This is a genomic window from Streptomyces sp. NPDC002446 (genome assembly GCF_053595675.1).
This window is the reverse complement of the sequence record NZ_JBSFYC010000040.1, coordinates 43101-69837: the sequence shown is the minus strand read 5'-3', so window position 1 is coordinate 69837 and position 26737 is coordinate 43101. Positions and strand designations below refer to the sequence as shown.

At 69.8% G+C, this 26737-nt stretch carries 18 protein-coding genes and 4 pseudogenes; 14 read left to right on the top strand and 8 right to left on the bottom strand.

Translation table 11 applies throughout. The features are described 5' to 3' along the window. Positions 1 to 198: 198 nt before the first annotated feature. Both ACWD6P_RS22675 and ACWD6P_RS22670 read right to left on the bottom strand, forming a co-directional pair. Positions 199 to 1299 (bottom strand): calcium:proton antiporter, encoded by a 1101-nt coding sequence (locus ACWD6P_RS22675; RefSeq protein ID WP_451445953.1) that lies wholly within the window; start codon positions 1297 to 1299, stop codon positions 199 to 201. Positions 1300 to 1377: 78 nt separating this feature from the next. Continuing rightward, a complete protein-coding gene (locus ACWD6P_RS22670) occupies positions 1378 to 2121 on the bottom strand; it encodes a hypothetical protein (RefSeq protein ID WP_451445952.1) in 744 nt (247 codons plus the stop codon). A 181-nt stretch (positions 2122 to 2302) separates the two neighbouring features. Between ACWD6P_RS22670 and ggt the strand changes: the two genes are divergently transcribed. Then, a complete protein-coding gene (ggt, locus tag ACWD6P_RS22665; protein WP_451445951.1) occupies positions 2303 to 4135 on the top strand; it encodes a gamma-glutamyltransferase in 1833 nt (610 codons plus the stop codon). Positions 4136 to 4308: 173 nt separating this feature from the next. Then, positions 4309 to 5790 (top strand): amidase, encoded by a 1482-nt coding sequence (locus tag ACWD6P_RS22660; RefSeq protein ID WP_451445950.1) that lies wholly within the window; start codon positions 4309 to 4311, stop codon positions 5788 to 5790. Positions 5791 to 5805: 15 nt separating this feature from the next. Here ACWD6P_RS22660 and ACWD6P_RS22655 read toward each other — a convergent pair whose 3' ends face one another. From ACWD6P_RS22655 to ACWD6P_RS22645, 3 genes are read right to left on the bottom strand one after another with little or no spacing between them, the layout of a single operon-like run. Then, positions 5806 to 6360, bottom strand: coding sequence for an isochorismatase family protein (locus tag ACWD6P_RS22655; RefSeq protein WP_451445949.1), 555 nt, complete (start codon positions 6358 to 6360; stop codon positions 5806 to 5808). Positions 6361 to 6400: 40 nt separating this feature from the next. Further along, positions 6401 to 7696 carry an MFS transporter gene (locus tag ACWD6P_RS22650; protein WP_451445948.1) on the bottom strand — a complete coding sequence of 432 codons (1296 nt, stop codon included), beginning with the start codon at positions 7694 to 7696 and terminating at the stop codon, positions 6401 to 6403. Then, positions 7693 to 8124 carry a MarR family winged helix-turn-helix transcriptional regulator gene (locus ACWD6P_RS22645; RefSeq protein WP_451445947.1) on the bottom strand — a complete coding sequence of 144 codons (432 nt, stop codon included), beginning with the start codon at positions 8122 to 8124 and terminating at the stop codon, positions 7693 to 7695. Before ACWD6P_RS22645 ends, ACWD6P_RS22650 begins: the two co-directional genes overlap by 4 nt. A 181-nt stretch (positions 8125 to 8305) precedes the next feature. Here ACWD6P_RS22645 and ACWD6P_RS22640 point away from each other — a divergent pair, with 181 nt between their 5' ends. Both ACWD6P_RS22640 and ACWD6P_RS22635 read left to right on the top strand, forming a co-directional pair. Beyond that, the gene (locus ACWD6P_RS22640; protein WP_451445946.1) at positions 8306 to 9148 is read left to right on the top strand and encodes a nitrilase-related carbon-nitrogen hydrolase; all 843 of its coding nucleotides are present in this window, start codon (positions 8306 to 8308) and stop codon (positions 9146 to 9148) included. Beyond that, positions 9145 to 10467 (top strand): aspartate aminotransferase family protein, encoded by a 1323-nt coding sequence (locus ACWD6P_RS22635; RefSeq protein WP_451445945.1) that lies wholly within the window; start codon positions 9145 to 9147, stop codon positions 10465 to 10467. The genes ACWD6P_RS22640 and ACWD6P_RS22635 overlap by 4 nt, the downstream gene beginning before the upstream one ends. A 146-nt stretch (positions 10468 to 10613) precedes the next feature. Here the strand turns inward: ACWD6P_RS22635 and ACWD6P_RS22630 are convergent, their stop codons facing one another. Continuing rightward, a complete protein-coding gene (locus ACWD6P_RS22630; protein ID WP_451445944.1) occupies positions 10614 to 11498 on the bottom strand; it encodes an ABC transporter substrate-binding protein in 885 nt (294 codons plus the stop codon). 333 nt (positions 11499 to 11831) lie between these two features. Between ACWD6P_RS22630 and ACWD6P_RS22625 the strand changes: the two are divergent. The 5 genes and pseudogenes from ACWD6P_RS22625 to ACWD6P_RS22605 form a co-directional block, all read left to right on the top strand. After that, positions 11832 to 12344, top strand: a pseudogene (locus ACWD6P_RS22625) (amidohydrolase family protein); the annotation flags it as partial. Between the two features lie 229 nt (positions 12345 to 12573). Then, on the top strand, positions 12574 to 13965 hold the full coding sequence (gene hydA / locus ACWD6P_RS22620; RefSeq protein ID WP_451445943.1) for a dihydropyrimidinase: 1392 nt from the start codon (positions 12574 to 12576) through the stop codon (positions 13963 to 13965). A gap of 11 nt (positions 13966 to 13976) precedes the next feature. After that, positions 13977 to 14993, top strand: coding sequence for a TIGR03842 family LLM class F420-dependent oxidoreductase (locus ACWD6P_RS22615; protein ID WP_451445942.1), 1017 nt, complete (start codon positions 13977 to 13979; stop codon positions 14991 to 14993). Between the two features lie 308 nt (positions 14994 to 15301). Next, positions 15302 to 16006, top strand: a complete 705-nt coding sequence (locus tag ACWD6P_RS22610; protein WP_451445941.1) for a protein-L-isoaspartate O-methyltransferase family protein — start codon at positions 15302 to 15304, stop codon at positions 16004 to 16006. A 12-nt stretch (positions 16007 to 16018) separates the two neighbouring features. After that, positions 16019 to 16708, top strand: a pseudogene (locus ACWD6P_RS22605) (DUF429 domain-containing protein). Positions 16709 to 16784: 76 nt separating this feature from the next. On the opposite strand, the gene ACWD6P_RS22600 reads toward ACWD6P_RS22605, so the two are convergent. Then, positions 16785 to 17057 carry a prepilin peptidase gene (locus ACWD6P_RS22600; RefSeq protein WP_451445958.1) on the bottom strand — a complete coding sequence of 91 codons (273 nt, stop codon included), beginning with the start codon at positions 17055 to 17057 and terminating at the stop codon, positions 16785 to 16787. Beyond that, on the bottom strand, positions 16993 to 17322 hold the full coding sequence (locus ACWD6P_RS22595) for a hypothetical protein (RefSeq protein WP_451445940.1): 330 nt from the start codon (positions 17320 to 17322) through the stop codon (positions 16993 to 16995). Before ACWD6P_RS22595 ends, ACWD6P_RS22600 begins: the two co-directional genes overlap by 65 nt. 811 nt (positions 17323 to 18133) lie before the next feature. On the opposite strand from ACWD6P_RS22595, the gene ACWD6P_RS22590 reads away from it, so the two are divergent. The 5 genes and pseudogenes from ACWD6P_RS22590 to ACWD6P_RS22570 form a co-directional block, all read left to right on the top strand. Continuing rightward, entirely contained in the window at positions 18134 to 22891 is a 4758-nt protein-coding gene (locus ACWD6P_RS22590) for a DUF6531 domain-containing protein (RefSeq protein WP_451445939.1), read from the top strand. Positions 22892 to 22901: 10 nt separating this feature from the next. After that, positions 22902 to 23276 (top strand): hypothetical protein, encoded by a 375-nt coding sequence (locus ACWD6P_RS22585; protein ID WP_451445938.1) that lies wholly within the window; start codon positions 22902 to 22904, stop codon positions 23274 to 23276. A 1310-nt stretch (positions 23277 to 24586) separates the two neighbouring features. Next, positions 24587 to 24811: pseudogene (locus ACWD6P_RS22580) on the top strand (recombinase family protein); the annotation flags it as partial. A gap of 41 nt (positions 24812 to 24852) precedes the next feature. Then, positions 24853 to 25881 (top strand): hypothetical protein, encoded by a 1029-nt coding sequence (locus ACWD6P_RS22575; protein ID WP_451445937.1) that lies wholly within the window; start codon positions 24853 to 24855, stop codon positions 25879 to 25881. A 253-nt stretch (positions 25882 to 26134) separates the two neighbouring features. Then, positions 26135 to 26683, top strand: a pseudogene (locus ACWD6P_RS22570) (amidohydrolase family protein); the annotation flags it as partial. Between the last annotated feature and the right edge of the window lie 54 nt (positions 26684 to 26737).

Genomic DNA, 26737 nt, shown 5'->3' with positions numbered 1-26737 from the left:
AGCGAAGCAGTCCACACACCAGGCCCCGGAGGACCGTCACCGGCAGCCGAACAGCCCCGCGCAGCGGCACCGCCCGCCGCAGGCGCAACGGCGAGCAAGCCAACAACGTCGGCCCAGGCAAAGCGCAGCGGAAGGGCCCGCCGCAGGCGCAACGGCGACCAACCCCCACGGCGGGACAGCCGAAAACGTGGGAAGGCCCTACGGGCTAAGCGCCAAAACCACATAGGCGCCCATCACCGCAAGATGGACGCCGCCCTGCAGCGGCGTGGCCCGCCCGGGGATCACCGTCAGGGTGCCGACGATCACGGTCAGCGCGAGCAGCACCATATGGGTGGCGCCCAGGCCCAGGATCAGCGGGCCAGGGAGCCAGACCGTGGCCAGTGCGACCGCGGGGATGGTCAGGCCGATACTGGCCATCGCCGAACCGAGGCCGAGGTTCAGGCTCGTCTGGACGCGGTCGCGGCGGGCCGCGCGCAGGGCCGCGATGGTCTCCGGGAGAAGGACCAGCAGCGCGATCACGATGCCCACCACGGACGACGGCAGACCGGCCGCGATCACCGCGGACTCGATGGTCGGCGACACCCCCTTGGCCAGCCCGACCACCGCGATCAGCGCCAGGGCCAGCAGCCCCAGGCTGGTCAGCGCCGCTCGCGCCGACGGCGGGTCCGCGTGGTCCTCGGCGTCGATCACCTCACCGGACGAGGTCACCGGCAGGAAGTAGTCACGGTGCCGGACGGTCTGGGTCGTCACGAAGAGCCCGTAGAGGACCAGCGCGGCCAGCGCGGCGAAGACCAGCTGCGGGGTGGAGAACTGCGGGCCCGGCGTGGTGGTGGTGAACGTCGGCAGCACCAGGCTCAGCCCGGCCACCGTCGCCACCGCCGCCAGCGCCGCACCGGTGCCCTCGGCGTTGAAGACGGCCACCTTGCGCTTGAGCGAGCCGACCAGCAGGCTCAGCCCGACGATGCCGTTGCAGGTGATCATCACCGCCGCGAAGACGGTGTCCCGGGCGAGCGCCGCGCTCTTCTCGCCGCCGTCGACCATCAGCGTGACGATCAGCGCCACCTCGATGACGGTCACCGCGACGGCGAGCACCAGCGACCCGAACGGCTCGCCCACGCGGTGCGCGATCACCTCCGCGTGATGCACCGCGGCCAGCACCGCCCCGGCCAGAAAGCACGAGACGAGCCCGATCACGGCGGCCGGCAGCGACCGCCCCCAGGTCAGGACCAGCAGCACCACTGCCAGCACGGGCAGCGCACCGCTCCAGTGCACGGCGGCCGAACGCAGACTGGTGATCATGCCGTCGAGCCTGGCAGATCGACGACGTCACCGCCCGCCCGGTCAGCCGGTCGGCCGCATACCGCCGGCCCGCCGGTCTCAGGCCGTCGCCCGGTGGCTCTTCGTCTCGGCCGCCGTGATCGCCGCCTTGGTGACGTCGGCGACCAGCTCGACGACATCCGGTCCGTACGCCTGGGAGTTGACCACCTTCAGGAGGAGGCAGAACTGGCCGTCGGCGCCGTGCTTGCGGGCCAGCCGGGCCCGGTTGCGTACGAGGTGCCGGACCGCGGCCCGGTGCGTGACCGGGCGCTGGCCGGCCGCCAGGAACACCGGGCGGCCGCCCTCGCCCGCCGTCAGCCGGGCCAGCAGGACGTACTCCACCGCGCCGGGCTCCATCCGGTACGCCGAGCCGCCGATCGTGAAGGTGCCGCGGCCCGTACCCGTTTCATCGCCCGGGTGGACCGCGACGCCCGGCAGCAGATTGGCCATGTGGGAGGCGAGCCGGCGGTGCGCGGTGGGGTCGCCGACGCAGAATTCGGTGCGCGCCCCGAAGCCCTGGAGGCCGGTGTCGTGCGGGGCGACCTCGGGGTGCGCACCGCAGTTCTCGACCACCGCGGCCAGCCCCAGCAGGGCCAGCGCGTCATGCCGCGGGATGCTCCAATGGGCCGAGGAGCTGTCCCGGTGGGTGACCAGTACGCACTCCGAACCTTCCGGCAGCCCGAAGAAGCTCTGTTCACGGGCGAGCTTCCGGCGGGCCGCCGCCGATTGCCCGGCCCAGCCGGCCGCCAGGCCCAGGGCGAGGGCCGCGACCGCGACGATCAGGAGCAGCAGGGTGTCATCCATGGCCGGGGAGCGTAGCGGCTCTCCGGTTGTGTGTTCGAGGCCGGGGTCGCCGGGCTCCGCCTCCCGGAGATCGGGGAGCGAGCCCCTGTCACCCGAATTACCCCCTGTCGGCCCGCTGTTCGCCCGAGTAGGCTCCGGCCCCTGCCGCCTGACGCGTACGCCAATGGAGGAAACCCCGCCCATGACCAGAGCCCGACGCCTCACCGTCCTGGGAGCGGCCGCCGCGCTGACCGGCTCCCTGGTGGCGGTCCCGGCCGCCGCCATCTCCGCACCGCCGCGGCCCGCACCCCCGGCCCAGGACAGGGCCGCCCCCGCCACACCGGAGAAGACCCCGGTCGCCGTCGGTCACGGCGGTGCGGTCTCCAGCGTCGACCCGGACGCCTCGGCCGCCGGTATCTCGGTGCTCAAGAAGGGCGGCAACGCCGTGGACGCCGCGGTCGCCACCGCCGCCGCCCTCGGCGTCACCGAGCCCTACTCCGCGGGCATCGGAGGCGGCGGCTTCTTCGTCTACTACGACGCCAAGTCCAAGACGATACGCACCCTCGACGGCCGGGAGACCGCCCCGCGCTCCGCCGGCAAGGACCTCTTCCTGGAGAACGGCAAACCGATCCCGTTCGAGGACGCCGTCACCAGCGGACTGGGCGTCGGCACCCCCGGCACCCCCGCCACCTGGGACGCCGCGCTGGACAAGTGGGGCAGCCGGTCCCTCGCCGAGGTCCTGCGCCCGGCTCGGCGGCTGGCGGCGCGCGGCTTCACCGTCGATGAGACCTTCCGCAAGCAGACCGCCGACAACGAGGCGCGCTTCCGAGACTTCCCGGCGACCGCGGACCTCTTCCTGCCCGGCGGCAAGCTGCCGGTCGTCGGCTCCACGATGAAGAACCCCGATCTCGCCCGTACGTACGGGAAGTTGGCCCGGCACGGCGCCGGCGCGCTCTACAAGGGCGAGCTGGCCCGGGACATCGTCCGCACCGTCCGCACACCCCCGGTGCGCACCGGCGCCACCCGCACGGTACGGCCCGGCGACCTCACCACCGGCGACCTGCGGACCTACGAGGTGCTCAGCCAGGCGCCGACCCGCACGGACTACCGCGGCCTCGACGTCTACGGCATGGCGCCCTCGTCCTCCGGCGGCACCAGCGTCGCCGAGGCGCTCAACATCCTGGAGCGGACCGACCTCTCCCGGCTGAGCGAGAAGCAGTATCTGCACCGCTACATCGAGGCCAGCAGGATCGCCTTCGCCGACCGCGGCCGCTGGGTCGGCGACCCAGCCTACGAGGACGTACCGACCAAGGCCCTGACCTCGCAGCGGTTCGCCGACTCCCGCGCCTGCCTGATCGCCGACGACAAGGCGCTGACCAGCCCGCTCGCGCCCGGCGACCCGCGCCACCCCCAGCGCTGCACCACCACCGGCAAGGCCGCCCCGACGACGTACGAGGGCCGCAACACCACCCATCTGACCGTCGCCGACAAGTGGGGCAACGTCGTCGCCTACACCTTGACGATCGAGCAGACCGGCGGCAGCGGCATCGTCGTCCCGGGCCGGGGCTTCCTGCTCAACAACGAGCTGACGGACTTCTCGTTCGCGCCCGCCAACCCGGCAGTGCACGATCCCAACCTGCCGGGTCCGGGCAAGCGGCCGCGCTCGTCGATGTCGCCGACGATCGTGCTGCGCGACGGGCGGCCGGTGCTGGCGCTCGGCTCGCCCGGCGGCGCGACCATCATCACGACCGTGCTGCAGACGCTGGTCAACCACCTGGACCGCGGTATGCCGCTGGTCGACGCGATCGCCGCGCCCCGCGCCAGCCAGCGCAACGCGGCGGCCACCGAGCTCGAACCAGGCCTGTGGAACAGCCCCCTCCGCAAGCAACTCGAAGCGCTCGGACACGGGTTCAAGCAGAATCCGGAGATCGGCGCGGCGACCGGCGTCCAGCGGCTGCCGGACGGCCGGTGGCTGGCGGCGGCCGAAAAGGCACGCCGCGGCGGCGGCTCGGCGATGGTCGTCCACCGGTCGTGACACCCCCCGAACGGACGCCGGACGTCACACCGCTGGCACACCACGGGCCGCTGTGTGCCGTCCGTGTGTCGTCGATGTGCCGCGCCGCGCGGCGTCGTTGATGGCCACGGCGGCGGCGATTAGCCTGATGGGACCGTTCGTTCGAATGAGCGGTCCCATGGAGGACACGCAGCGTGAGCGTTGACGAGAGCCAGGACAGGGAGACCGGGCCGGCCCCGGCACGGGACTTCGCAGCCGGCGAGTGGGAGGGGCTGGCCGAGCAGGCGCGGGCGCTGGCCGAAGGGCGGGTCACCTCGACCGCGTTGGTACGGCGGTCACTGGAGCGCATCGAGGCCACCCAGGACACCGTCAACGCCTTCCGCCGGGTACGGGCCGAGGCGGCGCTGGCGGAGGCCGCGGAGGCGGACCGCCGGCTGGCGGCGGGGGAGCGGCTGCCGCTGCTCGGGGTGCCCGTCGCGGTCAAGGACGACACCGACGTGGCGGGCGAACCGACCGCGTTCGGCTGCGCCGGCGCGTTCCCGCCCAAGGAGCGCGACGCCGAGGTCGTCCGGCGGCTGCGCGCGGCCGGCGCGATCATCGTCGGCAAGACCAACGCCTGCGAACTGGGACAGTGGCCGTTCACCGAAGGCCCGGCCTTCGGAGACACCCGCAACCCGTGGAACCTCGCCCACACCCCGGGCGGCTCCTCCGGCGGTTCGGCCGCCGCGGTCGCGGCCGGGCTGGTACCCGCCGCGCTCGGCACGGACGGCGCCGGCTCGGTCCGCATCCCCGCCGCCTGGTCCCACCTCGTCGGCATCAAACCCCAGCGCGGCCGCATCTCCACCTGGCCGGACGCCGAGGCCTTCCAGGGGATCACCGGCATCGGCCCGCTGGCCCGTACGGTCGAGGACGCCGCGCTGCTGCTGGACGTGGCCAGCGGCAACCACGCCGGCGATCTGCACCGGCCGCCCGCCATCGCCGCGCGCCGGGCGGCCGGCCGCGACCCGGGGCGGCTGCGGATCGCGCTGTCCTGGAAGCCGGCCATCACCTTCACGGCCAAGCCGCTGCACCCCGACGTACGCGCCGCGGTGACCGGCGTGGCCCGCACGCTCGTCCGCCTCGGCCACTTCGTCGAGGAGGCCGAGCCCGACTACGGGCTGGTCGGGCTGGCCTTCGTACCGCGCGCCACGGCCGGGGTGGGGGAGTGGGCGGCCCGCGTTCCCGACCCCAGCCTGCTGGACCGCCGTACGCGGGGCGCGGCGCGGATGGGACGGCTGCTCGGCGGGCCCGTGCTGCGCCGGGCCCGCGCCGTCGAGAAGCGCCAACAGCGGCGCATCGGCGCCCTGTTCGGCCCCTACGACGTCCTGCTGACGCCGACCACCGCCACCCCGCCGCCGCGCATCGGCACACTGGCCAAGCTCAACGGCTGGCGTACGGATCAGGCCATGATCGCCGCCTGCCCGTACGCCTGGCCGTGGAACGTCCTCGGCTGGCCGGGCGTGAGCGTGCCCGCCGGCTTCAGCACCGACGGCCTGCCCCTGGGCGCCCAACTCCTCGGCCCGGCCCACGGAGAGCCACGGCTGATCTCGCTGGCCGCCCAGCTCCAGGACGACCTGCGCTGGCACGAACGCCGCCCGACCGGACACCCGAAGCCGCTGGACGGCGCAGGGCGCTGAGGCATCGGACAGGTCCTAGCCCAGCAGCCCGATGATCGCCTCGGTCGTGTCGGTCTCGCCGAGTCGCGGGAAGATCCGCTCCAGGCTGTTGCGGTGCGCCGCCTCGTCCAGGTCGGTCACCGCGTCGGTGGCGACGGTGACGTGGTAGCCGTGCTCGTGCGCGGCGCGGGCGCTGGACTCCACGCCGATGCTGGTGGCGATGCCCGCCAGGACGATCTGCGTCACGCCACGGCGGCGCAGCTCCAGATCCAGGTTCGTCCCGTAGAAGGCGCCCCACTGCTGCTTGGTGACGGTGATGTCGCCGGGCTGCCGGTCGAGTTCGGGCACCAGCTCGGCCCAGTCGGCGGGCGGGGTGCCACCGCGCAGCGCGGACTCCGTACGGCCCGGCGCGCCGCCCGTGACGTTCACCAGGACGACGGGCAGTCCGCGCGCACGGAACGCGGCGGCCAGCCGCGCGCCGCGCTCGATGACCCCGGTGGAGGGCAGCGGAGCGGTGGGCAGACCGGCGATGCCCTTCTGGAGGTCGATCAGGACGAGGGCGGAGCGGGGGTCGAGGGTGGTGGCGGGCATGGGGTGCTCCTTGTGCGGGTGGTGAGTGGTGTGGGCGGTGTTACGGCTGCTGGCGGGCGCGCAGGGTGCGGTCGGCGAGCGTCAGGGCGAGCAGCAGCCCGCCCAGTACGACGCCGATCAGCGCGATCTGGTGCAGACCGGAGTCCGCGGCGCGCTGTCCGTACAGCAGCCCGATCAGACCGGCGGCGGCGAGCGCGCCGACGTACTGCGCGGTGCGCTGCAGCCCGGCGGCCGCGCCCACGCCGTCGGCCGGGGCCTGGGCGTAGACGGCGGCCTGATTGCCGGTCGCCGCCAGCCCCTGCGGCACGCCGACCAGCGCCCCGGCGCACAGCAGCGCGATCAGCGGGCTGGTGCCCTGCAGCACGAGGAAGACCGCGCTGCCGGCCGCGAGGGCGGCCGCGGCGACGGCCAGCGGGGCGCGGAGGCCCTTGGTCCGGGCGCCGGCGAGCGAGCAGAGCGCGGCCGCGCCGGACATCGGCAGCATGATCAGGCCGGCGTGGAACGGCGAGTAGCCGTGCGCCTCCTCCAGCCACTGGCTGAAGCCGTAGAGCACGCAGTAGATGACCAGATACGTCAGCCCCTGCCGCAGGTAGGTGCGCAGCAGCGCGCCGGAGAAGAGCCCGGTGCCCGGCGGGGCGGGGGAGGGTCCGCCGTGCCCGGCGCCCGGATGCCCGCGGCCGGGCCGCCCGTCGGCCGGGAGCCAGACGAGCGCGCCGGCGAGCGCGAGCAGCGCCAGCGGCACGTTGACCGCGAAGGTCGCCCGCCAGCCCGCGGTCGCGGTCAGCAGCCCGCCGAGCGTGGGCCCGACGGCGGCGCTGGCCAGAGCGGCCAGGGAGAGCCGCCCGAGGACGCGCCGTGGCGCGGGCCGCCCCACCCGCCGGGACTCGGCGCGCAGGATCGCCATCGCCGCGGGATAGGCGGCCGCGGTACCGATCCCGAGGATCACCCGGGAGACGATCAGCAGCGCGAAGGTGGGCGCGAGCGCTCCGACGATGCCCGCGGCGCAGACGGTCAGCGCGCCGGCGACGAAGACCCGGCGCGGCCCGACGCGGTCGGCGAGCCACCCCATCGAGGGCTGGCCCACCGCGCTGGCGACGTACATCGCGGAGATCAGCCAGGCGGTGTCGGCCGCGCCGACGCCGAAGTCCCGGCCGATGGCCACCAGGGAAGTGGCGATCATCGTCGAGTTGACGGGGTTCAGCAGCGAGCCCAGCAGCAGCGGCGTCATCAGCCGGGCGCCGAAGGCACGGCCGGGTGCGCCGGGCCCGCCCGGACCGTCCGGTGCGTAGGAGTCCGTCCGTGCCGTGGCCGCATGCGCGGCAGCCGGGTCGCTCATTCCGGCATCAGCCGCCGGATCAGCGCGGTCGCCGCCGCCAGGGTCTGCTGTTCCTGAGGGCTGAGCCGGTCGGCGATGGCCACCGCGAGCCAGTTCTGCTTGGCCTGCCGTACGGCGGTGAGCATCCGGCGGCCCTCGTCGGTGAGCGAGAAGACGACCTGCCGGCCGTCGGTCGGATGCGGGCTGCGGTCGAGCACCCCGCGCTCCTCCAGTGCGCCGACGGTCAGCCGCATGGACTGCGGGCGCACCAGCTCGGCGCGGGCCAGCGCCGCGATGGTGGCCGGCCCGTCGGTGTCGATCCGGGAGATCACCGCACGCTGGGTCGGTGTCAGCTCGCCCTGCGGTGAGGCGGCCCGCAGATGCCGCATCAGCTGCGCGACGGTCGCGCTCAGATCCGTCGCCAGGCGTTCCTGGTCCATTTCCGGCATACCTCCACCGTAAGGATCGACAGGAAAACTTGCAAGTTTCCCTGTCGATATGGAGGTGATCTCCTGGGCGCGCCACGGGGGAGATGGTCTTGCCACGGTGCGTAACGGGGCTTACGGTCACCTCCACACGCGTAGATCCCCGCGCGGGCTGCAGGCAGACGCATCGACAAAGGAGCAGCTCATGGCCGATGTTGTGCGTGCCGCACTGGTCCAGGCGACCTGGACCGGCGACACCGAATCGATGATCGCGAAGCATGAGGAGTACGCCAGAACGGCGGCCGCACAGGGCGCGCAGGTGATTGGCTTTCAGGAGGTGTTCAACGCCCCGTACTTCTGCCAGGTCCAGGAGCCGGAGCACTACCGCTGGGCCGAGCCGGTGCCCGACGGGCCGACCGTACGCCGCATGCAGGACCTCGCCCGCGAGACCGGCATGGTCATCGTCGTCCCGGTCTTCGAGATCGAGCAGTCCGGCTTCTACTACAACACCGCGGCCGTCATCGACGCCGACGGCACGGTCCTGGGCAGCTACCGCAAGCATCACATCCCGCAGGTCAAGGGCTTCTGGGAGAAGTACTACTTCAAACCGGGCAACGCCGGCTGGCCGGTCTTCGACACCGCCGTCGGCAAGATCGGCGTCTATATCTGCTACGACCGCCACTTCCCGGAGGGCTGGCGGCAGTTGGGCCTCAACGGCGCCCAGCTCGTCTACAACCCCTCCGCCACCTCCCGCGGCCTGTCCGCCTACCTCTGGCAGCTGGAGCAGCCCGCGGCCGCCGTCGCCAACGAGTACTTCATCGCGGCGATCAACCGGGTCGGCGTCGAGGAGTACGGCGACAACGACTTCTACGGCACCAGCTACTTCGTCGACCCTCGCGGCCAGTTCGTCGGCGAGGTCGCCAGCGACAAGGAAGAGCAACTCATCGTCCGCGACCTCGACTTCGGACTGATCGACGAGGTCCGCCAGCAGTGGGCGTTCTACCGCGACCGCCGCCCCGACGCCTACGACGGGCTGGTGCAGCCATGACCCGCAACCACCACGACACGGCGAGCCTGCACGCCCGCCATCAGGCCGTCCTGCCGTCCTGGCTCAGCCTCTACTACGAGCGGCCCATCGAACTCACCCACGGCGAGGGCCGGCACGTCTGGGACGCCGAGGGCAACCGCTACCTCGACTTCTTCGGCGGCATCCTCACCACCATGACGGCACATGCGCTGCCCGAGGTGACCAAGGCCGTCAGCGAACAGGCCGGCCGCATCATCCACACCTCGACGCTCTACCTCTCCCGCCCCATGGTCGAGTTGGCGGAGCGGATCGCGGCGCTCTCCGGCATCCCCGACGCCCGGGTCTTCTTCACCACCTCCGGTACGGAGGCCAACGACGCGGCCCTGCTCCTGGCCACCACGCACCGCCGCTCCAACCAGATCCTGGCGATGCGCAACAGCTACCACGGCCGCTCCTTCTCGACGGTCGGCATCACCGGCAACACCAGCTGGTCGCCGACGAGCCTGTCGCCGCTCCAGACGCTCTACGTGCACGGCGGGGTGCGCAGCCGCGGCCCGTACGCGCAGCTGAGCGACGCCGCCTACATCGCGGCCTGCGTCGCCGACCTGGAGGACATGCTCCAGCAGACCGCGGGCGGCGTCGCCGCGCTGATCGCCGAACCGATCCAGGGCGTCGGCGGCTTCACCCTGCCACCGGACGGCCTCTACGCCGCCTTCCGCGAGGTGCTCGACCGGCACGGCATCCTCTGGATCACCGACGAGGTGCAGACCGGCTGGGGCCGCACCGGCGACCACTTCTGGGGCTGGCAGGCACACGCCGACAACGGCCCGCCGGACCTGCTCACCTTCGCCAAGGGCATCGGCAACGGCATGTCCATCGGCGGAGTGGTGGCCCGCGCCGAGGTGATGAACTCGCTCACCGCGAACTCCATCTCCACCTTCGGCGGCAGCCCCGTCACCATGGCCGCCGGCCTCGCCAACCTCAACTACGTCCTCGAACACGACCTCCAGGGCAACGCCCGGCGGGTCGGCGGGCTGCTCATCGAGCGGCTGCGGGCCGTCACGGCCGGCCTCGACGTCGTCCGCGAGGTGCGCGGCCGCGGCCTGATGATCGGCGTCGAACTGGTCCGCCCCGGCACCGACGAGCGCTCACCCGAGGCCGCGTCACTGGTGGCGGAGGCCGCCCGCGAACGCGGACTGCTGATCGGCAAGGGCGGCCAGGGCGGCGCCTCACTGCGCATCGCGCCTCCCATGACGCTGGCCGTCGCGGAGGCGGAGGAGGGCGCCGAGCTGCTCGCGGACGCGCTGCAGGCGGCGCAGCGGACGCTGTCCGGGGCGTAACGGCGGGATCCGGGTGCGGGCGGGGCGGTCGTCGGCCGCCCCGTCAACTCGCCCTAAAACAGGGTGGGGTGGGGCTATTGCATCGAGGTTCGCGGCGGGGGTCGAAGGTGGGGGGTGGCGTCGGGAGCGGAAGGGCCCCGTACCTCCTATGCCTGCGCCGCCGCCTCGCGCACGGCGTCGGCGAGCAGCGTGAAGAACCGGGTGTGCGCCCGCCGGCTGCACGGGGCCTCCGGGTTCCACGCCAGCAGCCGGGCCCGGGCCTCGATCGCCCGCCAGTGTTCGTCGGCCCGCAGCTCCTCGGGCCGGGCCGCATTGGCCCGTACGTCCATGAGCACGATGTCCGGGGCCAGGCCCGCGGCCTCCGCCCAGCCGACCGTCGACCAGTTCACCCCGGCGCCCGCCGGCGGCTCCAGCAGGCCGACGCCGTGCTCGGCCAGCGCCCGCAGATCCGGCCAGGAACTGGGCCGGGCCAGATGCACCCGCTCCGGGCCCGCGGGCGACAGCGCCAGCACCCGGGGCCGCACCGCGCCCCCGGTCGCCTGCCGCAGCGCGTCCTCCGCGGCGTCCAGCTCCCGCGCCGCGCCCAGCGGTTCACCCCGGCCCAGCGACCCGGCCAGCGCCGCGAACCGCTCGCGCACCGCGGCCAGGCTCCGCCCCGGGCCGACCGCGACGGTGGCGACCGGCACACGCGCCTCCAGCTCCAGCGCGGTCTTCTGCTCCAGCCCGTAGACCTGCTCACCGTCGTAGGTCACCGCCACGACCAGGTCCGGCTCCGCCTCCAGTAGGGAGTCCGGGTGCAGCGCGCCGCCCGAGCCGAGGTACGGGACCTCCGCGAGCGGCAGTTCACCGCTCTTGGCGGGGTCGGGGGTGGCGCCGTCGTGCTGGGACCCGAAGAGTCCCACGGGGCGTATGCCGTGGTCCCAGAGCGTCGCCCCCGCCTGGACGTAGGCGACGATCCGTAACGGCCGGCTCCCGGCCACCACCAGGCGCCCCCGGTCGTCGGAGAACTCCCACGGTGTGTTCCGCTCCATGACCTGCCGCCTTTCTGTATCAGTCCTGTCGTCCGTCCTGCTCTGTGCCGTCCGTCGTCGATGTCCTGCTGCCGTCCGTCCTGATGACGTGACGCACGCGAGGATTGCCCGCCCGCGTCGGCGGATATCTGCCCATCCGACCCCCCGCGCACCCCTCCGGAGCCGCCCCCGCGTTGAACCGACCGGCTGACGCGCCGCCACAACACGGACGTTCCCGCTGATGAACGGTCACGGTATTGCCACGGTGGGTGACATGCTTCTACGGTGTCACCTTCTCGACCGGAATCTACGGGTGTAGACCAGCTGTGACGTGGCGTCAGGTAGGGAGCTGAGATGGTGAGCCGTACGGTCGTCCAGGGCGGACTGGTGATCACCGCCGCCGATGAGATGCACGCCGATGTCCTGGTGGAAGACGGCAGGATCGCCGCGCTCGCCGCACACGGCAGCCCGTCGGCCGACGGCTGGCGCGCCTCCGCGGACCGCACCATCGACGCCACCGGCAAGTACGTCATCCCGGGCGGCGTCGACGCCCACACCCACCTGGACTTCCCCTTCGGCGGGACGTTCTCCTCCGACAATTTCGAGACCGGCACCCGCGCCGCGGCCTGGGGCGGCACCACCACGATCGTCGACTTCGCGGTGCAGTCCCGCGGCAAGTCGCTCCGCGCCGGCCTGGACACCTGGCACGCCAAGTCCGACGCCCAGTGCGCCGTCGACTACGCGTTCCACATGATCCTCTCGGACGTCAACGAGCACACCCTCAAGGAGATGGACCTCCTGGTGTCGGAGGGGGTCACGTCCTTCAAGAATCACGTTGGCCACGGTGACCGAGGACGTTCTGACGACCGTCGCGGCCCGTCCCGTGAAGCGGGAGGCGCCGGGGGAGCGACCGGCAGGCGCGGCTGAGACGGCCGCGACTCGTGCAGGCACCGACTCGCACCGATGAGGCCGGAGTGTCACGACCGGCTCCACCGCCCGTACTGCGCCGCCCTCTTTGGGCACGCAGGACCACATTCGACTCGATGGCCGCATCGGGATCACGGAAGTACCCGGTGGGCGCAGGGAGGCGCGAAGGATGACCCGCACTCTGATCACCGGTGGCCTCGTGATCACGGCCGCCGAAGAAACCCACGCAGATGTCCTGATCGAAGACGGTCGCATCGTGGCCCTCGCTTCCACCGGAACACAGCAGTGGACCGCGGACCGCACCATCGACGCCACCGGCAAGTACGTCATCCCGGGCGGCGTCGACGCCCACACCCACCTGGACTTCCCCTTCGGCGGGACGTTCTCCTCCGACACCTTCGAGACCGGCACCCGCGCCGCGGCCTGGGGCGGCACCACCACCCTCATCGACTTCGCGGTGCAGTCGCGAGGCAAGTCGCTCCGCGCCGGTCTGGACACCTGGCACGCCAAGTCCGACGCCCAGTGCGCCATCGACTACGGCTTCCACATGATCCTCTCCGACGTGAACGAATCAACGCTGAGGGAGATGGACGGGCTCGTGGCCGAAGGAGTGAGCTCGTTCAAGCTCTTCACCGCATACCCGGGGGTCTTCTACAGCGACGACGGGCAGATTCTGCGGGCGATGCAGCGAGCCGCGGACAACGGCGGGCTGATCATGATGCACGCGGAGAACGGCATCGCGATCGACGTGCTGGTGCAACAGGCGCTGGAGCGGGGCCAGACGGCGCCGCGGTACCACGGTGAGGTGCGCAGGGCGTTGCTGGAGGCGGAGGCGACGCACCGGACGATCCAGCTCTCCCGGGTGGCGGGTTCCCCGCTGTACGTGGTGCATGTGGCCGCGCAGGAGGCCGTCGCGGAGCTGACGGCGGCCAGGGACATGGGGCTGCCGGTCTTCGGGGAGACCTGCCCGCAGTACCTGTACCTGTCCACGGACAACCTGGCCGAGCCCGACTTCGAGGGCGCGAAGTACGTGTGCAGCACGCCACTGCGGCCCCGCGAGCACCAGGCGGCACTCTGGCGGGCCCTGCGCACCAACGACCTCCAGGTGGTCTCCACCGACCACTGCCCGTTCTGCTTCGCGGGCCAGAAGGAGCTGGGCCGGGACGATTTCTCCCAGATCCCCAATGGTCTGCCCGGCGTGGAGAACCGCATGGACCTGCTCCACCAGGCGGTCGTGGACGGGCACATCAGCCGCCGCCGCTGGATCGAGATCGCGTGCGCCAGTCCGGCCCGCATGTTCGGGCTGTACGGAAAGAAGGGCACGATCGCGCCCGGCGCGGACGCGGACGTGGTCATCTACGACCCGACCGCCGAGCAGGTCATGTCGGCGGCGACGCACCACATGAACGTCGACTACTCGGCATACGAGGGCAGGCGCGTCACGGGCCAGGTGGAAACGGTCCTGTCACGCGGTGAACTCGTCATCGACCAGCGCAAGTTCACCGGGCGCGCCGGACACGGCCAGTACATGCCGCGCGCCACCTGCCAGTACCTTCAATAGGAGGCCCCACCGTGGATTTCGGAATCGTCCTGCAGACGGACCCGCCCGCCTCGAAGGTTGTCGACCTGATGCAGCGTGCGGAGAACAACGGCTTTCGCTACGGCTGGACCTTCGACTCGGCGGTGCTCTGGCAGGAGCCCTTCGTCATCTACAGCCAAATCCTGGCACAGACCAGTGAGTTGACGGTCGGTCCGATGGTGACGAACCCTGGGACGCGCACGTGGGAGGTGACCGCGTCGACCTTCGCGACGCTGAACGACATGTTCGGCAACCGCACGGTGTGCGGTATCGGCCGGGGTGACTCGGCGATGCGGGTCGTTGGACGGAAGCCGAACACGCTGGCCACGCTCGGTGAGGCGATCCACGTCATCCGCGATCTGGCGGAGGGCCGCGAGGCCGAGGTGGACGGTCGGACCCTGCGGATCCCCTGGGTGCGCGACGGCCGCCTGCCGGTATGGATGGCGGCGTACGGCCCGAAGGCACTGGCCCTGGCCGGCCGGCAGGCCGACGGCTTCATCCTCCAGCTGGCCGACCCGTATCTGACGGAGTGGATGGTGAAGGCCGTACGGGACGCGGCGGCTGCCGCCGGCCGCGACCCGTCCTCGCTGACGATCTGCGTGGCAGCACCTGCCTACCTCACCGACGACACCTCTCCTGCCGCGCTGGCGCACGCACGCCAGCAGTGCCGCTGGTTCGGCGGCATGGTCGGCAACCACGTCGCGGACCTCGTCGCCAAATACGGCGAGCACTCCGCCGCCGTCCCCGAGGCCCTCACCGCCTACATCAAGGACCGCGACGGCTACGACTACGCCCACCACGGCCGCGCCGACAATCCTGACACCGCCTTCGTACCCGACGAGATCGTCGACCGCTTCTGCATCATCGGCACCGAAGAGCAACACATCAACAAGCTGCGGACGTTGCAGGCACTGGGCGTCGACCACTTTGCGATATACGCCATGCACGACGCCCGGGAGGACCTCATCGACGGGTACGGGGCGGGCGTCATCCCTGCTCTGCGGCAGTGAGACCGACGCCGCCCCGACGTACGGGCCGATCCGCCGGACCACGTGACCCTGACCAGAAGAACATCCAACATCCTGGTCAGGGCGAGCGGACGCCCCGTAGGACTTCCTCCCTTACCTGCTCTCTTACCTGCGGTTGCCCGGGATTTTTCGCGTGAAGGTGGCTGCGTGCGTCGCTCCGCGCGGTGGGCGGGGTGGACGTGCGCCGTCAAGAGGCACCGCGGGGTGCCGGCGATCCTGGGCGGGCTGAAAACGCCGACCACCGTGATCCCACGTGACGTCCGAGATAGCCTGGACGGGAGGCGGTCACGATGCCTCATCCCCACGACAACCGGGACCCCGCGAATGCGGGCCTCGGGAATCTGGTCGAAGCCGCCAGGGCCTCCGGCGTGACGGACAAGCGCCTGCTGCGCGTCCTCGGCGCGACCCCGCGCGTGGCCTTCGTCCCGGCCGTCCACCGTGCTTCGGCGTACGCGGACGTGCCGATTCCGATCGCTCATTGCCAGGTGACGACGCAGCCCTCCCTTGTGGCGATGATGGTTGCCGCACTCGGCCTCACCGGGGATGAGCACGTGCTGGAGGTCGGCAGCGGTCTCGGCTTCCAGACCGCGCTGCTGGCCCGCCTCGCGGCGTACGTCGTGGGTGTCGAGCGGTGGGCGGATCTGGCCGAGCAGGCCCGGACCAATCTCGCCGGGCAGGGGATAGGGAATGCCGAGATCGTCGTAGGCGACGGCAGCCTGGGTGCGGCGGACCGGGCTCCATTCGATGCGATCGTGGTCTGTGCCGCTTTCCCGGAAGTGCCGCCGCCGCTGGTCGCACAGCTGCGGGTCGGTGGCCGCCTGGTGCAGCCGATCGGGCCCGGCGGCCAGGAGTGGGTCGAGCTGTACGAGCGGACGCATCAGGGACTCGTACGCCGCCGGACCGTCGTCCTCGCTCATTTCGTCCGGCTCTACGGCGAGTACGGGTACTCCCCGACGGGCCGTTCCCCGACGGCCCCGTTCGAGGATACTGACTGACATGGCGGTGACATGGTGACCGTCCTCGACGTCGACGCCTGCCTGGGCGGCTGGCTGGCGGTCGAGCTCCGCGACGGCCGCTTCGCGCAGGCACGGGCCGTCACCGCCCTGCGCTCCCTCCTGCCCGTTGCCGCGGCCGGCGGCATCGCGGGCGTGGCCGTGGACATGCCGCTGGGGCTGCTCGAAACCGGGTGGCGGCGGGCGGACACCGAGGCGGCGGCCTTGCTGGGGCCGCTCAAGGGGAGCGTCTTCCGGGTGCCGCCGCGCGCGGTGTGGCAGGAGGAGACGTACGACGATGCGGGGCGCCGGTGCTGCGAACCGACCGGGGCCGGGCTGAGCCGTCAGAGCTGGGGGCTGGTGCCCAAACTGCGTGAGGCGAACGCCTGCTTGGCGGAACCTGGGGGCGACTAGCGCTTCGAAGTGCACCCGGAGGTGTCGTTCCGGGCCCTGGCGGGCGGAATGGCGCTGCTTGCCCGCAAGAAGAGCTGGGCGGGGCAGATGGCGCGGCGCTCGCTCCTCGCCGGAGCCGGAATTGTCCGCCCGAACGACCTGGGGGATGCGGGGCGCACCCCGCCGGACGGCGTACTGGATGCGGTCGCCACCGCGTGGACGGCCCACCGGATCGCCCTCGGCCGTGCGCGCTCCCTCCCGGAACCGCCCGAGCGCGATGCGGACGGTCACCCGGTCGCCAACTGGCACTGACGCTGACCTTTGCTGACCTTCCTGGCGTGCAGCTCGTCGGTGAAGCCTGCGCCGCTGGAGCAGTACAGCGGCTCGCCTACGTGCCCCAGAGCAGGCCGAACAGGGCACCGAGGAACATCATCGGCCCGAACGGCACCGCCGACTCTCTGCCCGCACGGCGCCGGAGGATCCGCACGATGCCGCCGTAGACCGCGCCGGCGACGAATGCCACCAGCGCGCCGATGAACACGGCAAGCCAGCCGTACCAGCCGGTGACCGCGCCGAGGCTGAGGCTCAGCTTGACGTCACCCATCCCCATCCCGCCCGGACTGATCAACGCGAGCAGCAGGTAGAAGCCCGCGAGCGCCAGAGCTCCGCCCCACAGCGGTCGTCCAGGAGCCGCGGTGGCCCGGCAACTGGGCAGCGACGCCCAGGAGCAGCACGGCGGCGCCGGCCATCGGCAGGGTCAGGACGTCCGGGAGACGGTGCACCTTCCAGTCGATCATCGCGAGCGCCACGGCGACCGGCGCCAGCAGCAGCCACACCGCCAGCTCTGGGTGCGGCCCGACCGCGGCCGCCAGGACCGCACCCAGCACACCGGTCACCACGGGGGCAGGAGCTGCGCGGCTGCGCATCTGGTTCGACGGCCAAGCGGTAGACGACGCGCCGTACGAGCAGGCCTGCCGCACCACCCAGCGCCGTGGCGACGAGGACCAGCCTCGCGGTGTTCACGGGGTCACCTGGAGGAACACGCCAGGCGCCACGCCCCAGGTGGCCATGGCATCGGAGCCTGCTTCCAGCATGCGACGGGGCTGGTGGCGAGGCCGCCCGATATGGTCCGGTGGCAGTGCGTGGCATCAAGGACCCGTAAATCAGCGGTGACGTAAGTGACACCAATGGCGAAGCGCATGCGGAGAGTGTGGACGCTGTTGCAGGGGCTAAGCAGGATTGCCCCGTCGATATGCCCGTCGTGGTCTCGTCGCGGCCGACGAGGCCACGGTTCGGGCCCGGCGGGAGGCGGCGTCTCCAGGGGCACGCCGCTGACAGGAGCCCCGCTTGGAGTTGTGTCGATCCATCACATATGTCGTGCACCGGATGTGCGTTGCGCTGGTCCAGGGGACGTATCTGCGCAGATCACAACTCCTACCGTCAAAAGTGCCAGATGTCCCCGGAGCATAGGCCGACTCAGGTCCCCATCGGGGGCCGATCAGCGCAGATCGGGCCTGTGAAGTTAAGTTGACAGCCCCGGCCGCACCTGGCGCGGCGGATAGCCGTCAACGGTGCGGAACGCAGATTTGTTTGCGTCGGACGCGGGGTTGCGGAGTAGTCCTGGTAGCTGCAGCAACAAGCCCGGGGAAGGGGGCCCATTGCTGTCTTGAGGAACCGTCTGCCCAGGTGAGAGCGTGTGATCATCTGACTGTTGATCAACGGGGGGATGTCTTCGTCGTGGGTGTTGTGCTGCCTGGGTGGGCGGATGAGCTGCTGGACCTGATCGGCGTGTCGTGGCCGAACGTGGATGAGGACGACTACCGCGAGATGGCCAATGCCATGCGGGAGTTCGCCGACGACATCGACGAGGGCGCGAACGAGGCTCACACCGCGATCCAGGGCTTGGTCGGCTCGGCGGGTGGCTCCGTGGCCGTGGAGGCGCTGAACGCTCACTGGGGAAAGATCAACGGCACCCACCTGAAGGGCCTCGCCGACTGTGGCCGTATGGCGGCGACGGCGATGGACGGCGTCGCGATCCTCATCGAGGGCGCGAAGATCGGTGCGCTCGTCCAGCTTGGCATCTTGGCGGCAGAGGTGATTGCCGCGCAGGTCGCGGCGCCGTTCACTCTGGGGTTGTCGGAGCTGGGTGCGCTGGGTGCGACGCAGGTGACCCGGGTGATCCTCAAGCGGTTGTTCAAGGAGGTCTGCCAGCAGGTCGCCGAACAGGTCGTCAGCATCGCCCTTACTCCTGTCGAGGAGGCCCTCGGCGCGATGGTCGGCGACTTGGTCGTGCAACTCGGCGCCAACGCGCTGGGCGTCAAGGACGGAGTGGACCTGGGGCAGACTGCCAAGGCGGGTAGGGAAGGCTTCAGCCAGGGTGTCAGTGATGCGAAGGACGCCGCCAAATCCGCCGCTGACAACCCCATGGAACTTCTCAGCGCGGGCGGCCGCCGCAGTGGGGGTGGCGGTCTTGGCGGAGGCGGCAGCCATGGTGGCAGCAGCGGTAGTGGTGCCGGCGGCAGTGGCGGGTTCAGTTTCGACAAGGACCAGCATGATCAGGTCGTGACGAGCCTGGAGAGCGCAGGCGGTACGTTCCGGAACAAGGCCGGTGGCAAGCTCGGCCGGGCCAGGAGCCACCACGGCCGTACCCGCGGCAAGGACGCGATCGCCGATGCGGCGAACGTGATGCTGGACAAGGTCATCGAGGGCATCGAGGACGCGGTGAAGAAGACCGCCAAGCACCTCGACGACAACATGACCCGCGGCATCAAGCAGATGGCCAAGAACCACCACGACAACGACCAGAAGCTCTCCGACCACTTCAAGGGCCTCGGCAAGGACGGGAAGAAGGACCCGCAAGCCCCCAACGGCGGGGCCGGCTCAGGACCCGGCAGCCGCAGCGGCACTGCGCCACGCGCGAAGGGCCCCCACGCCAAGGGACCCGCGAAGAGCGAGGCGGCGAAGCAGGCCGACGCCGATCATCCGCACGACAAGACCCGCAAGGATGAGGGCAAGAGCACCGAGGGCACCGACCCTGTCGATCTGGCCACGGGCAAGGTGTTCCTGTCCCAGACCGACATCGTGCTGCCCGGCGCCCTGCCATTGGTCTTCACCCGCAAGTACGAGTCCTCCACCCGCATCGGACGGCACATAGGGCCGTCATGGTCCTCCACGGTGGACCAGCACCTGGAGATCGATGCCGAAGAGGTCGTCTTCGTCACCGAGTCCGGCATGCTGCTGCGCTATGCCATCCCGCAAACCGGTGAGCGGGTACTGCCGAAGCACGGTCCGGGCTGGTCTCTGACGCGTACTGACCAGGGCGACTGGGCCGTCCACGACCCGGAGACGGGCCAGACCCGCTACTTCAGCGATGCCCTGCACGCCCCAGGCGTTGCCCTGCCGGATGAGATCACCGACCGCAACGGGAACCGGATCAGTTTCGACTACGCGGATGAGACCGGCGTCCCGTACGCGATACGCCATAGCGCCGGCTATGAGCTCAAGCTGACCTGCGACGAGAGCGGCCGCCTCACAGCCCTGCACCTGGTGGGTGGGGGTGACGATGGCTCGGACCAGCTGATCAGGTCGTACGGGCACGACGAGAGGGGCAACCTCACGTCGGTCACTCTCTCCACCGGTGCGGTGACGAGGTTCGAGTACGACGCCGAGCATCGGATGACGGCCTGGGTCGATTCCAACGACTCCCGCTACGAGTACACCTACGACCACCGGCACCGCTGCACCGCCCAGTCCGGAGCCGAGTGGCACCTGGAGAACCGATTCACCTACGGCGAAGCCGATCCGGAGACCGGCCACCGCATCACCACGCACATCAACGGAGAGGGCGCCAGCACCCGCTACCTCATCGACGACCGTCTCCGGGTTGTGGCCGTTACCGACCCGCTGGGGAACACCACCCGCACCGCGTATGACACGCACGACCGGCCGCTGCAGACCACCGATCCCCTCGGCGCCACCACACAGTTCACTTACGACGAGGACGGGCGCCTCATCGGTGTCGTCCGCCCCGACGGCGGCAGCAGCAGTGCCACGTACACCGACCTCGGACTGCCTGCGGAGGTCACCGGCCCGGATGGCCGGACCTTCCATCAGGAGTACGACGCCAAGGGCAACCGGATTGCCGTCACCGACTCCGCGGGTCAAACCACCCGTTTCACTTACGACGCACGCGGCAGCCTGACGTCGGTCACCGACCCGCTGGGAAGTACCAGTGGAATCGAGTGCGACAAGGCGGGGCTTCCGGTTGTCGTCACTGACCCGCTCGGTGCCGTCACAGTGTTCAGCCGGGACAGGTTCGGCCGCACGACCTCCGTCACCGACCCCCTCGGCAACACCACTCGGTACGAATGGAACTCCGAGGGACTCCTCACGGCCCGCGTCCATCCGGATGCCACTCGGGAGTCCTGGACCTATGACGGCGAGGGCAACTGCACAACGCACACCGACCCTCTGGGTCAGACCACCATGTTCGAATACGGTCACTTCGACCAGCTGAAGGCACGTACCGGCCCGGACGGGGCTCGCCACGAGTTCGTTCACGACACCGAACTCAAGCTCATGAAGGTCATCAACCCCCAGGGCCTGACCTGGCGGTACGAATATGACCTGGCAGGCCGTCTGATCGCGGAGACGGACTTCGACAACCGCACCCAGACCTACGCTCACGACCCGGCAGGGCGCCTGACCTCCCGCACCACCCCGCTGGGCCACACCATCCGCTTCCAGCGCGACGCCCTTGGCCGTATGGTCGCCAAGGAAGTCGAGGGTGAGCGCACCACCTTCTCCTACGACGCTGCCGGGCATCTCACCCGAATCGCCGGACCCGGTAGCGAACTGCGCTACTCCCGCGACGAGTTCGGCCGGATCGTCGGCGAGACGGTGAACGGCCGCACCACCACCTACACGTACGACGCCCTCGGCCGTCGCCTGTCCCGCACGACACCCACCGGTGCGGTGAGCCTTTGGGCCTATGACGCGGCAGGGCGTTGCACCGGACTTGACGTCTCCGGCCGTACCCTGGCCTTCGCTCACGACGCGCTGGGCCAGGAGCTCTCCCGCACTCTCGGCGACATCACCTTCGCCAACCAATTCGACGCCCTCGGCCGTCTCACAGACCAGCACGTGACCGTAGCCGCTGAGACCGTTCAGCGCCGTGCTTACACCTACCGCGCAGACGGCTATCTCACCGGCATCGCCGACCACCTCAACGGTGTTCGCCGCTTCGAACTCGATGCCGTCGGCCGTGTCACCACCGTCTCCGCCCACAACTGGACCGAGACCTACGCCTATGACGCGGCCGGCAATCAGGCCCATGCCACCTGGCCCGACCGGCACCCCGCCCGCGAGGCCCGGGGCGAACGCACCTACACCGGCACGCGCATCAACCGCGCCGGAGCCGTCCGCTACGAATACGACGCGGCCGGCCGCACCACACTCCGTCAGAAGACCCGCCTGTCGCACAAGCCCGACACCTGGCGCTACACCTGGGACGCCGAAGACCGCCTGACCGCCTGTACCACCCCCGACGGCACCACCTGGCGCTACACCTACGACCCTCTCGGCCGGCGCACCGCCAAGCTACGCCTGGCCGAAGACGGCGAGAGCATCGCTGAGCAGGTGCTCTTCACCTGGGACCGCACCACCTTGTGCGAGCAAACCACGCTCCTCCAAGGTGACTCGACGCAATCGACCATCACCTGGGACCACCAGGGCCTCAAACCCCTGACACAGCGCGAACGCCGCACCGCAGTCGACGCGCCGCAGCATGAGGTCGACCAGCGCTTCTTCGCCGTCATCACCGATCTCGTCGGCACCCCCACCGAGCTCGTCGACGAAGCCGGCCTCATCGTCGCCCGCGCCCGCACCACCCTCTGGGGCTCCACCGTCTGGAACGTGGGCGCCACCGCATACACACCTCTCCGCTTCCCCGGCCAGTACTTCGACCCCGAAACCGAACACCATTACAACTACCTCCGGACCTACGACCCCGAAACCGCCCGCTACACAGCCCCTGACCCCCTTGGGCTCACCCCCGCCCCCAACCCGACCACGTACGTCCACAACCCCCACACTTGGACAGACCCTCTCGGGCTCTCGCCGTACAGCGGACGCGCGACGGTGCGCTGGGATGAGGATCAGGGGCATGCGACCATCCGTGTCGAAGGCAACGGCCGGTACATGGAGACCGAACAAATCATCAATGGGTGGGACGGAGAGGGCAATCCGAACGGCTTCCCAACGACTGGGGCGGGCGCTCAACGTCTGGGACCGAACGTGAAAGAGCGAATCTTCGATGTACCTGATGTGAATGCAGCCATCGACGCGCAGCTACGGTCCATTAACGCAGACCTTGGCCCCTACGACGGAATCCACAACAGTTGCGTCACATACTGTGTAGATATATTGAGAGCCGGTGGAGTGGACATTCCGCCTGGTGCACGAGGAATGATCAAACTCAAGAGATCGCTAGATTAAGGGAAAAGTGATGACTGGGCACGAGGAACACCATGACGCTGTTCTGGCCGAGATCCTGTTGAGTAAAAAAGTCGGAGTGGGGCATATTCGGCTGGTCGGTGATGTGATCTCGACCAGGGCTCAACTGAGCATGGGTATGCAAGGTTCGGTCGGCCTGTCACTGGATCAGCATGCGGAAATTGTTGAGGTGGTGCTAGATCTGGAAGATGCCTATCGAAGTGCTTGGGCGGGGGTGAGCGCTGCTCCCGATTTTGAGCAGCGAATCCCGAAGCTGGAGACCTTGGAACGCGCTCTCAAGGACGCCGTCGAGGGAATCCTTGAAATCGCCCGACAGAATCAGATCGAGGTTGAGCGTTGTCACCTCCAGGGGGAGAGTGGCGCCTAAGGGCTCGCGATCAACTCCGGGCTGCGCAATCACCCTGTGCAGGGCTGTGGGGGCCGGCAGCCGTAACTGCGGGGCATCATCCCGCTGTCCGGGCGTGAGCAGGATGGCCAGTGGGCAGCAGCAGCCGTCGTTCGGCGGGTGAATTTTCGTTGTGCGCCCGCTGGGTGACCGGCTGATTGCCTCGTCCGGACGATGACGGTCACGGCGAGGGCGTCCCCGTATCCGGCCCGGCCCCGGCCCCATGGAGAGCGCCTGCGGCGTGCTGGTGGGCACCGGCACACCGTGGGTGTAGCTCCTTGCGGGGGAGTGGCGATCACTGTCGCCGCAAGCCCTCTCACCGCTCCGTGCCACCCACGGACCGCCCGCGTGCCAACGCCGGGCGACCGCTCGGCTGCTGGCCCGGCATGTGCGATGGCCCGCCACCGGCCCGCCCCGCATGACCAGCACCACCCCGGTGGTCCATCGTCCGAGAATCGAACACAAAGAATTTCCGGGCCATGCCTATGGAGAGCACCGCCCCGCCCGGTACTGGATCGGCGGTGGCTCGCAGGTGGCTCGCCACTGACTCACCTGGCCGCCGACCTGCACCCAGCGGCGTCGGCATGAGCGTCACTGACCCTCCCGCCAGCGGCACGCTCCACACCACCGCCGGCCTGGACGTTGGTGTCCAGGCCGAGCTGGGTGACCGCGTCGCCGGAGTTCGCCCGGGAGTGCACCGATGACGCTCCCGACTGCGCCTCATCACGCCACTCGCGATATCGGAGGTGGCGACCAGTGAGAGGTGGACGAGCCACCTCTCCGCACGTCCGGCGATGGGCATCGACAGATCATCACCGTGAGCTGGACACCGCGGACCTTCGGACCGGCAACGCGGATGCGCTTGGCGTCAATTCTTTTCGCGAATATCGAAAAGGGGTATGGGGTGTCAAAATGAGGAACCTAAAGGGTAGCGGATGCCTCTATTTCTTCTAATAGGGTGTGGCTGCGGTTCGCCCCGACGGCAATAGTGCGTTGGGGATTCATGCGCTCAGGGGAAGAATGTATGCATCGACGTACTGTGACTGGCGCGAGCGTGCGTAGAGATGGGAGAGACGGGAGAGTCGGGCCTGTTCAGGTTGCCATTTACCTGGGAGTCTCTACCGTCAAACAGCTCAAAGGCTACGGCCTTGAAGTTCGGCTGGATGAGTGCAAAGCATGGCTCGACTACAAGATCGGAAAAGGTAAGTACACGTTCGAGGTATGCACGGATGGCGGCGTCTCGGGAAAGTTGACGCAACGGCGCGACCTGAACGCCCCTCAACTCCGATGTCCTGGCGGGGTGTTTCGATATTGTCGTGTTCGGGAAACTCGACCGTATCGGTCGGACGATGAAGGACATTCACCGCTGGGTCTATGACACCACCGACCAGAACGTCCGCGTTGCCACCGCTGACGGCCGCATCGACAGCGACGACGAGATGTTCGGCATCCAACTCGGCCTCCTCGCCTACATGGCCGAACTTGAACACGCGAAGGTCCTTGATCGCACCATGGGGGCCGTGAGAAGAAGCTCTCGGCCGGAGGATGGCCGGGAGGCGTGCTGCCGTTCTGGCTGGAACCCGCGGGAAAGGGATCGACCGAGCCTCCGACGCTCCGCGAGGAGGGTGTCCGACTGCTGGAGGCGGCGGCACGTCTCATCGTGGACGAACGCCGTAGCGCTGAAGAGGCGGCAAGAGGACTCAACGCGCTTGGCTTCACCACAGCGCGCGGTCTCCCGTGGACCGGCGCCAATCTGATCCGCACCTTCAGCCAGACGGCACTCGACGGCTACATCATCTACCGCAACACCGAGCATCCCCGAGGCAGTGCCGTCCGACGTGGGACCGATGGCCAGCCCCTCTACGGAGAAACCGTTCGGATCCCCGTTCCTGTCCCCTTGCTGCCGGAAAGAGTCGAGCAGGTGCGCAGGGCCCTCACGGGCCGCTCTTTCAGCAAGGCCACGGAAAAGGGATACCTCCTGACCGGTCGTGTCCACGGGCTGTGCGGACACCATCATGTGGGCACGTACCGCGAGACCCGCAATCGGGCGACCTATTGCTGTACCGGTCACCGCGCCGCGCACCCGTGCGGCTGCCAGGAGGTTTTGGCCAGGCCGCTCGAAGACGCGGTATGGGTGGAGATCACGAAAATCCTCGGAGACCAGGAGAAACTCAGACGGCTCGCCGAAGAGTGGCTGGGCGACGTCCCGAACACGGTGGAGGCGTACCGTGAGCGCATCGCTGATGTGGATGCCCAGATCGAAGAGACCCGTCGCATGAGCAAGAAGAAACTCGTCGCACTCGCAGCGGTGGTGGCTGCCGATGAAGGCGACGACACCGCAACGGACGCGGACCTCCAAGCGGCCATCGCAGAGGTGAAGGAGGAGCTCAGGGAGAAGGAACAGCACTTCCGTGTGATGTGCGACGATGCCACGGAATGGTTCCTTGAGGCCCGGCAGCAGAAGGACCGGAGTCAAAGAAGTCCTGGAACTCGCCTGGCAGATGCGCCCGCAGCTGGACCACCTGTCGCTCGACAAGAAGTGCGAGCTCCTCGACCTCCTCGATGTCCGAATAGAGGTGACCAGTGATGTCCCGGGCAACCTCCGTAACGAGGGTTGTCCTTTCGAAGCCTGGTTCAGTGACAACCAACGCCTCGTTCCCCCGCCGCTCACCGACGAGCAGTGGTCACGCATCGAAATCCACTTCCCACGGCCGAAGAAGAAATCGAGAGTGGTGCCACCACGTGTCGCCTTCGAGGCTTCGCTGCACAAGGTGCGACACGGCTTGCTGTGGAAGGGCCGGCCGCAGACCGTCACCCGGGGGCAGCGTCCGCAGGCCATCTTCGAGGGCGCCAAGTACGTCTGCTCCACACCGCTGCGGCCCCGCGAGCACCAGGCGGCGCTGTGGCGCGGGCTGCGCACCAACGACCTCCAGGTCGTCTCCACCGACCACTGCCCCTTCTGCTTCCAGGGGCAGAAGGAGCTCGGCCGCGGCGACTTCTCCAAGATCCCCAACGGTATGCCCGGCATCGAGAACCGGATGGACCTCCTCCACCAGGGAGTCGTGGAGGGCCGCATCAGCCGCCGCCGCTGGATCGAGATCGCCTGCGCCACCCCGGCCCGGATGTTCGGCCTCTACCCGAAGAAGGGCACCATCGCCCCCGGCGCCGACGCCGACCTCGTCATCTACGACCCCACCGCCGAGCAGACCGTCTCGGCCGAGACCCACCACATGAACGTCGACTACTCGGCGTACGAGGGAAAACGGCTCACCGGACGGGTCGAGACCGTTCTCTCGCGGGGTGAACTCGTCATCGACCAGCGGGAGTTCACCGGTCGCGCGGGACACGGACAGTACATCCCGCGCGGCACCTGTCAGTACCTCATCTAACGGCCGCCGCCCCCCAACCCGGCGACCTCGTCAAGGATCTCTTCTAAGGAGCGC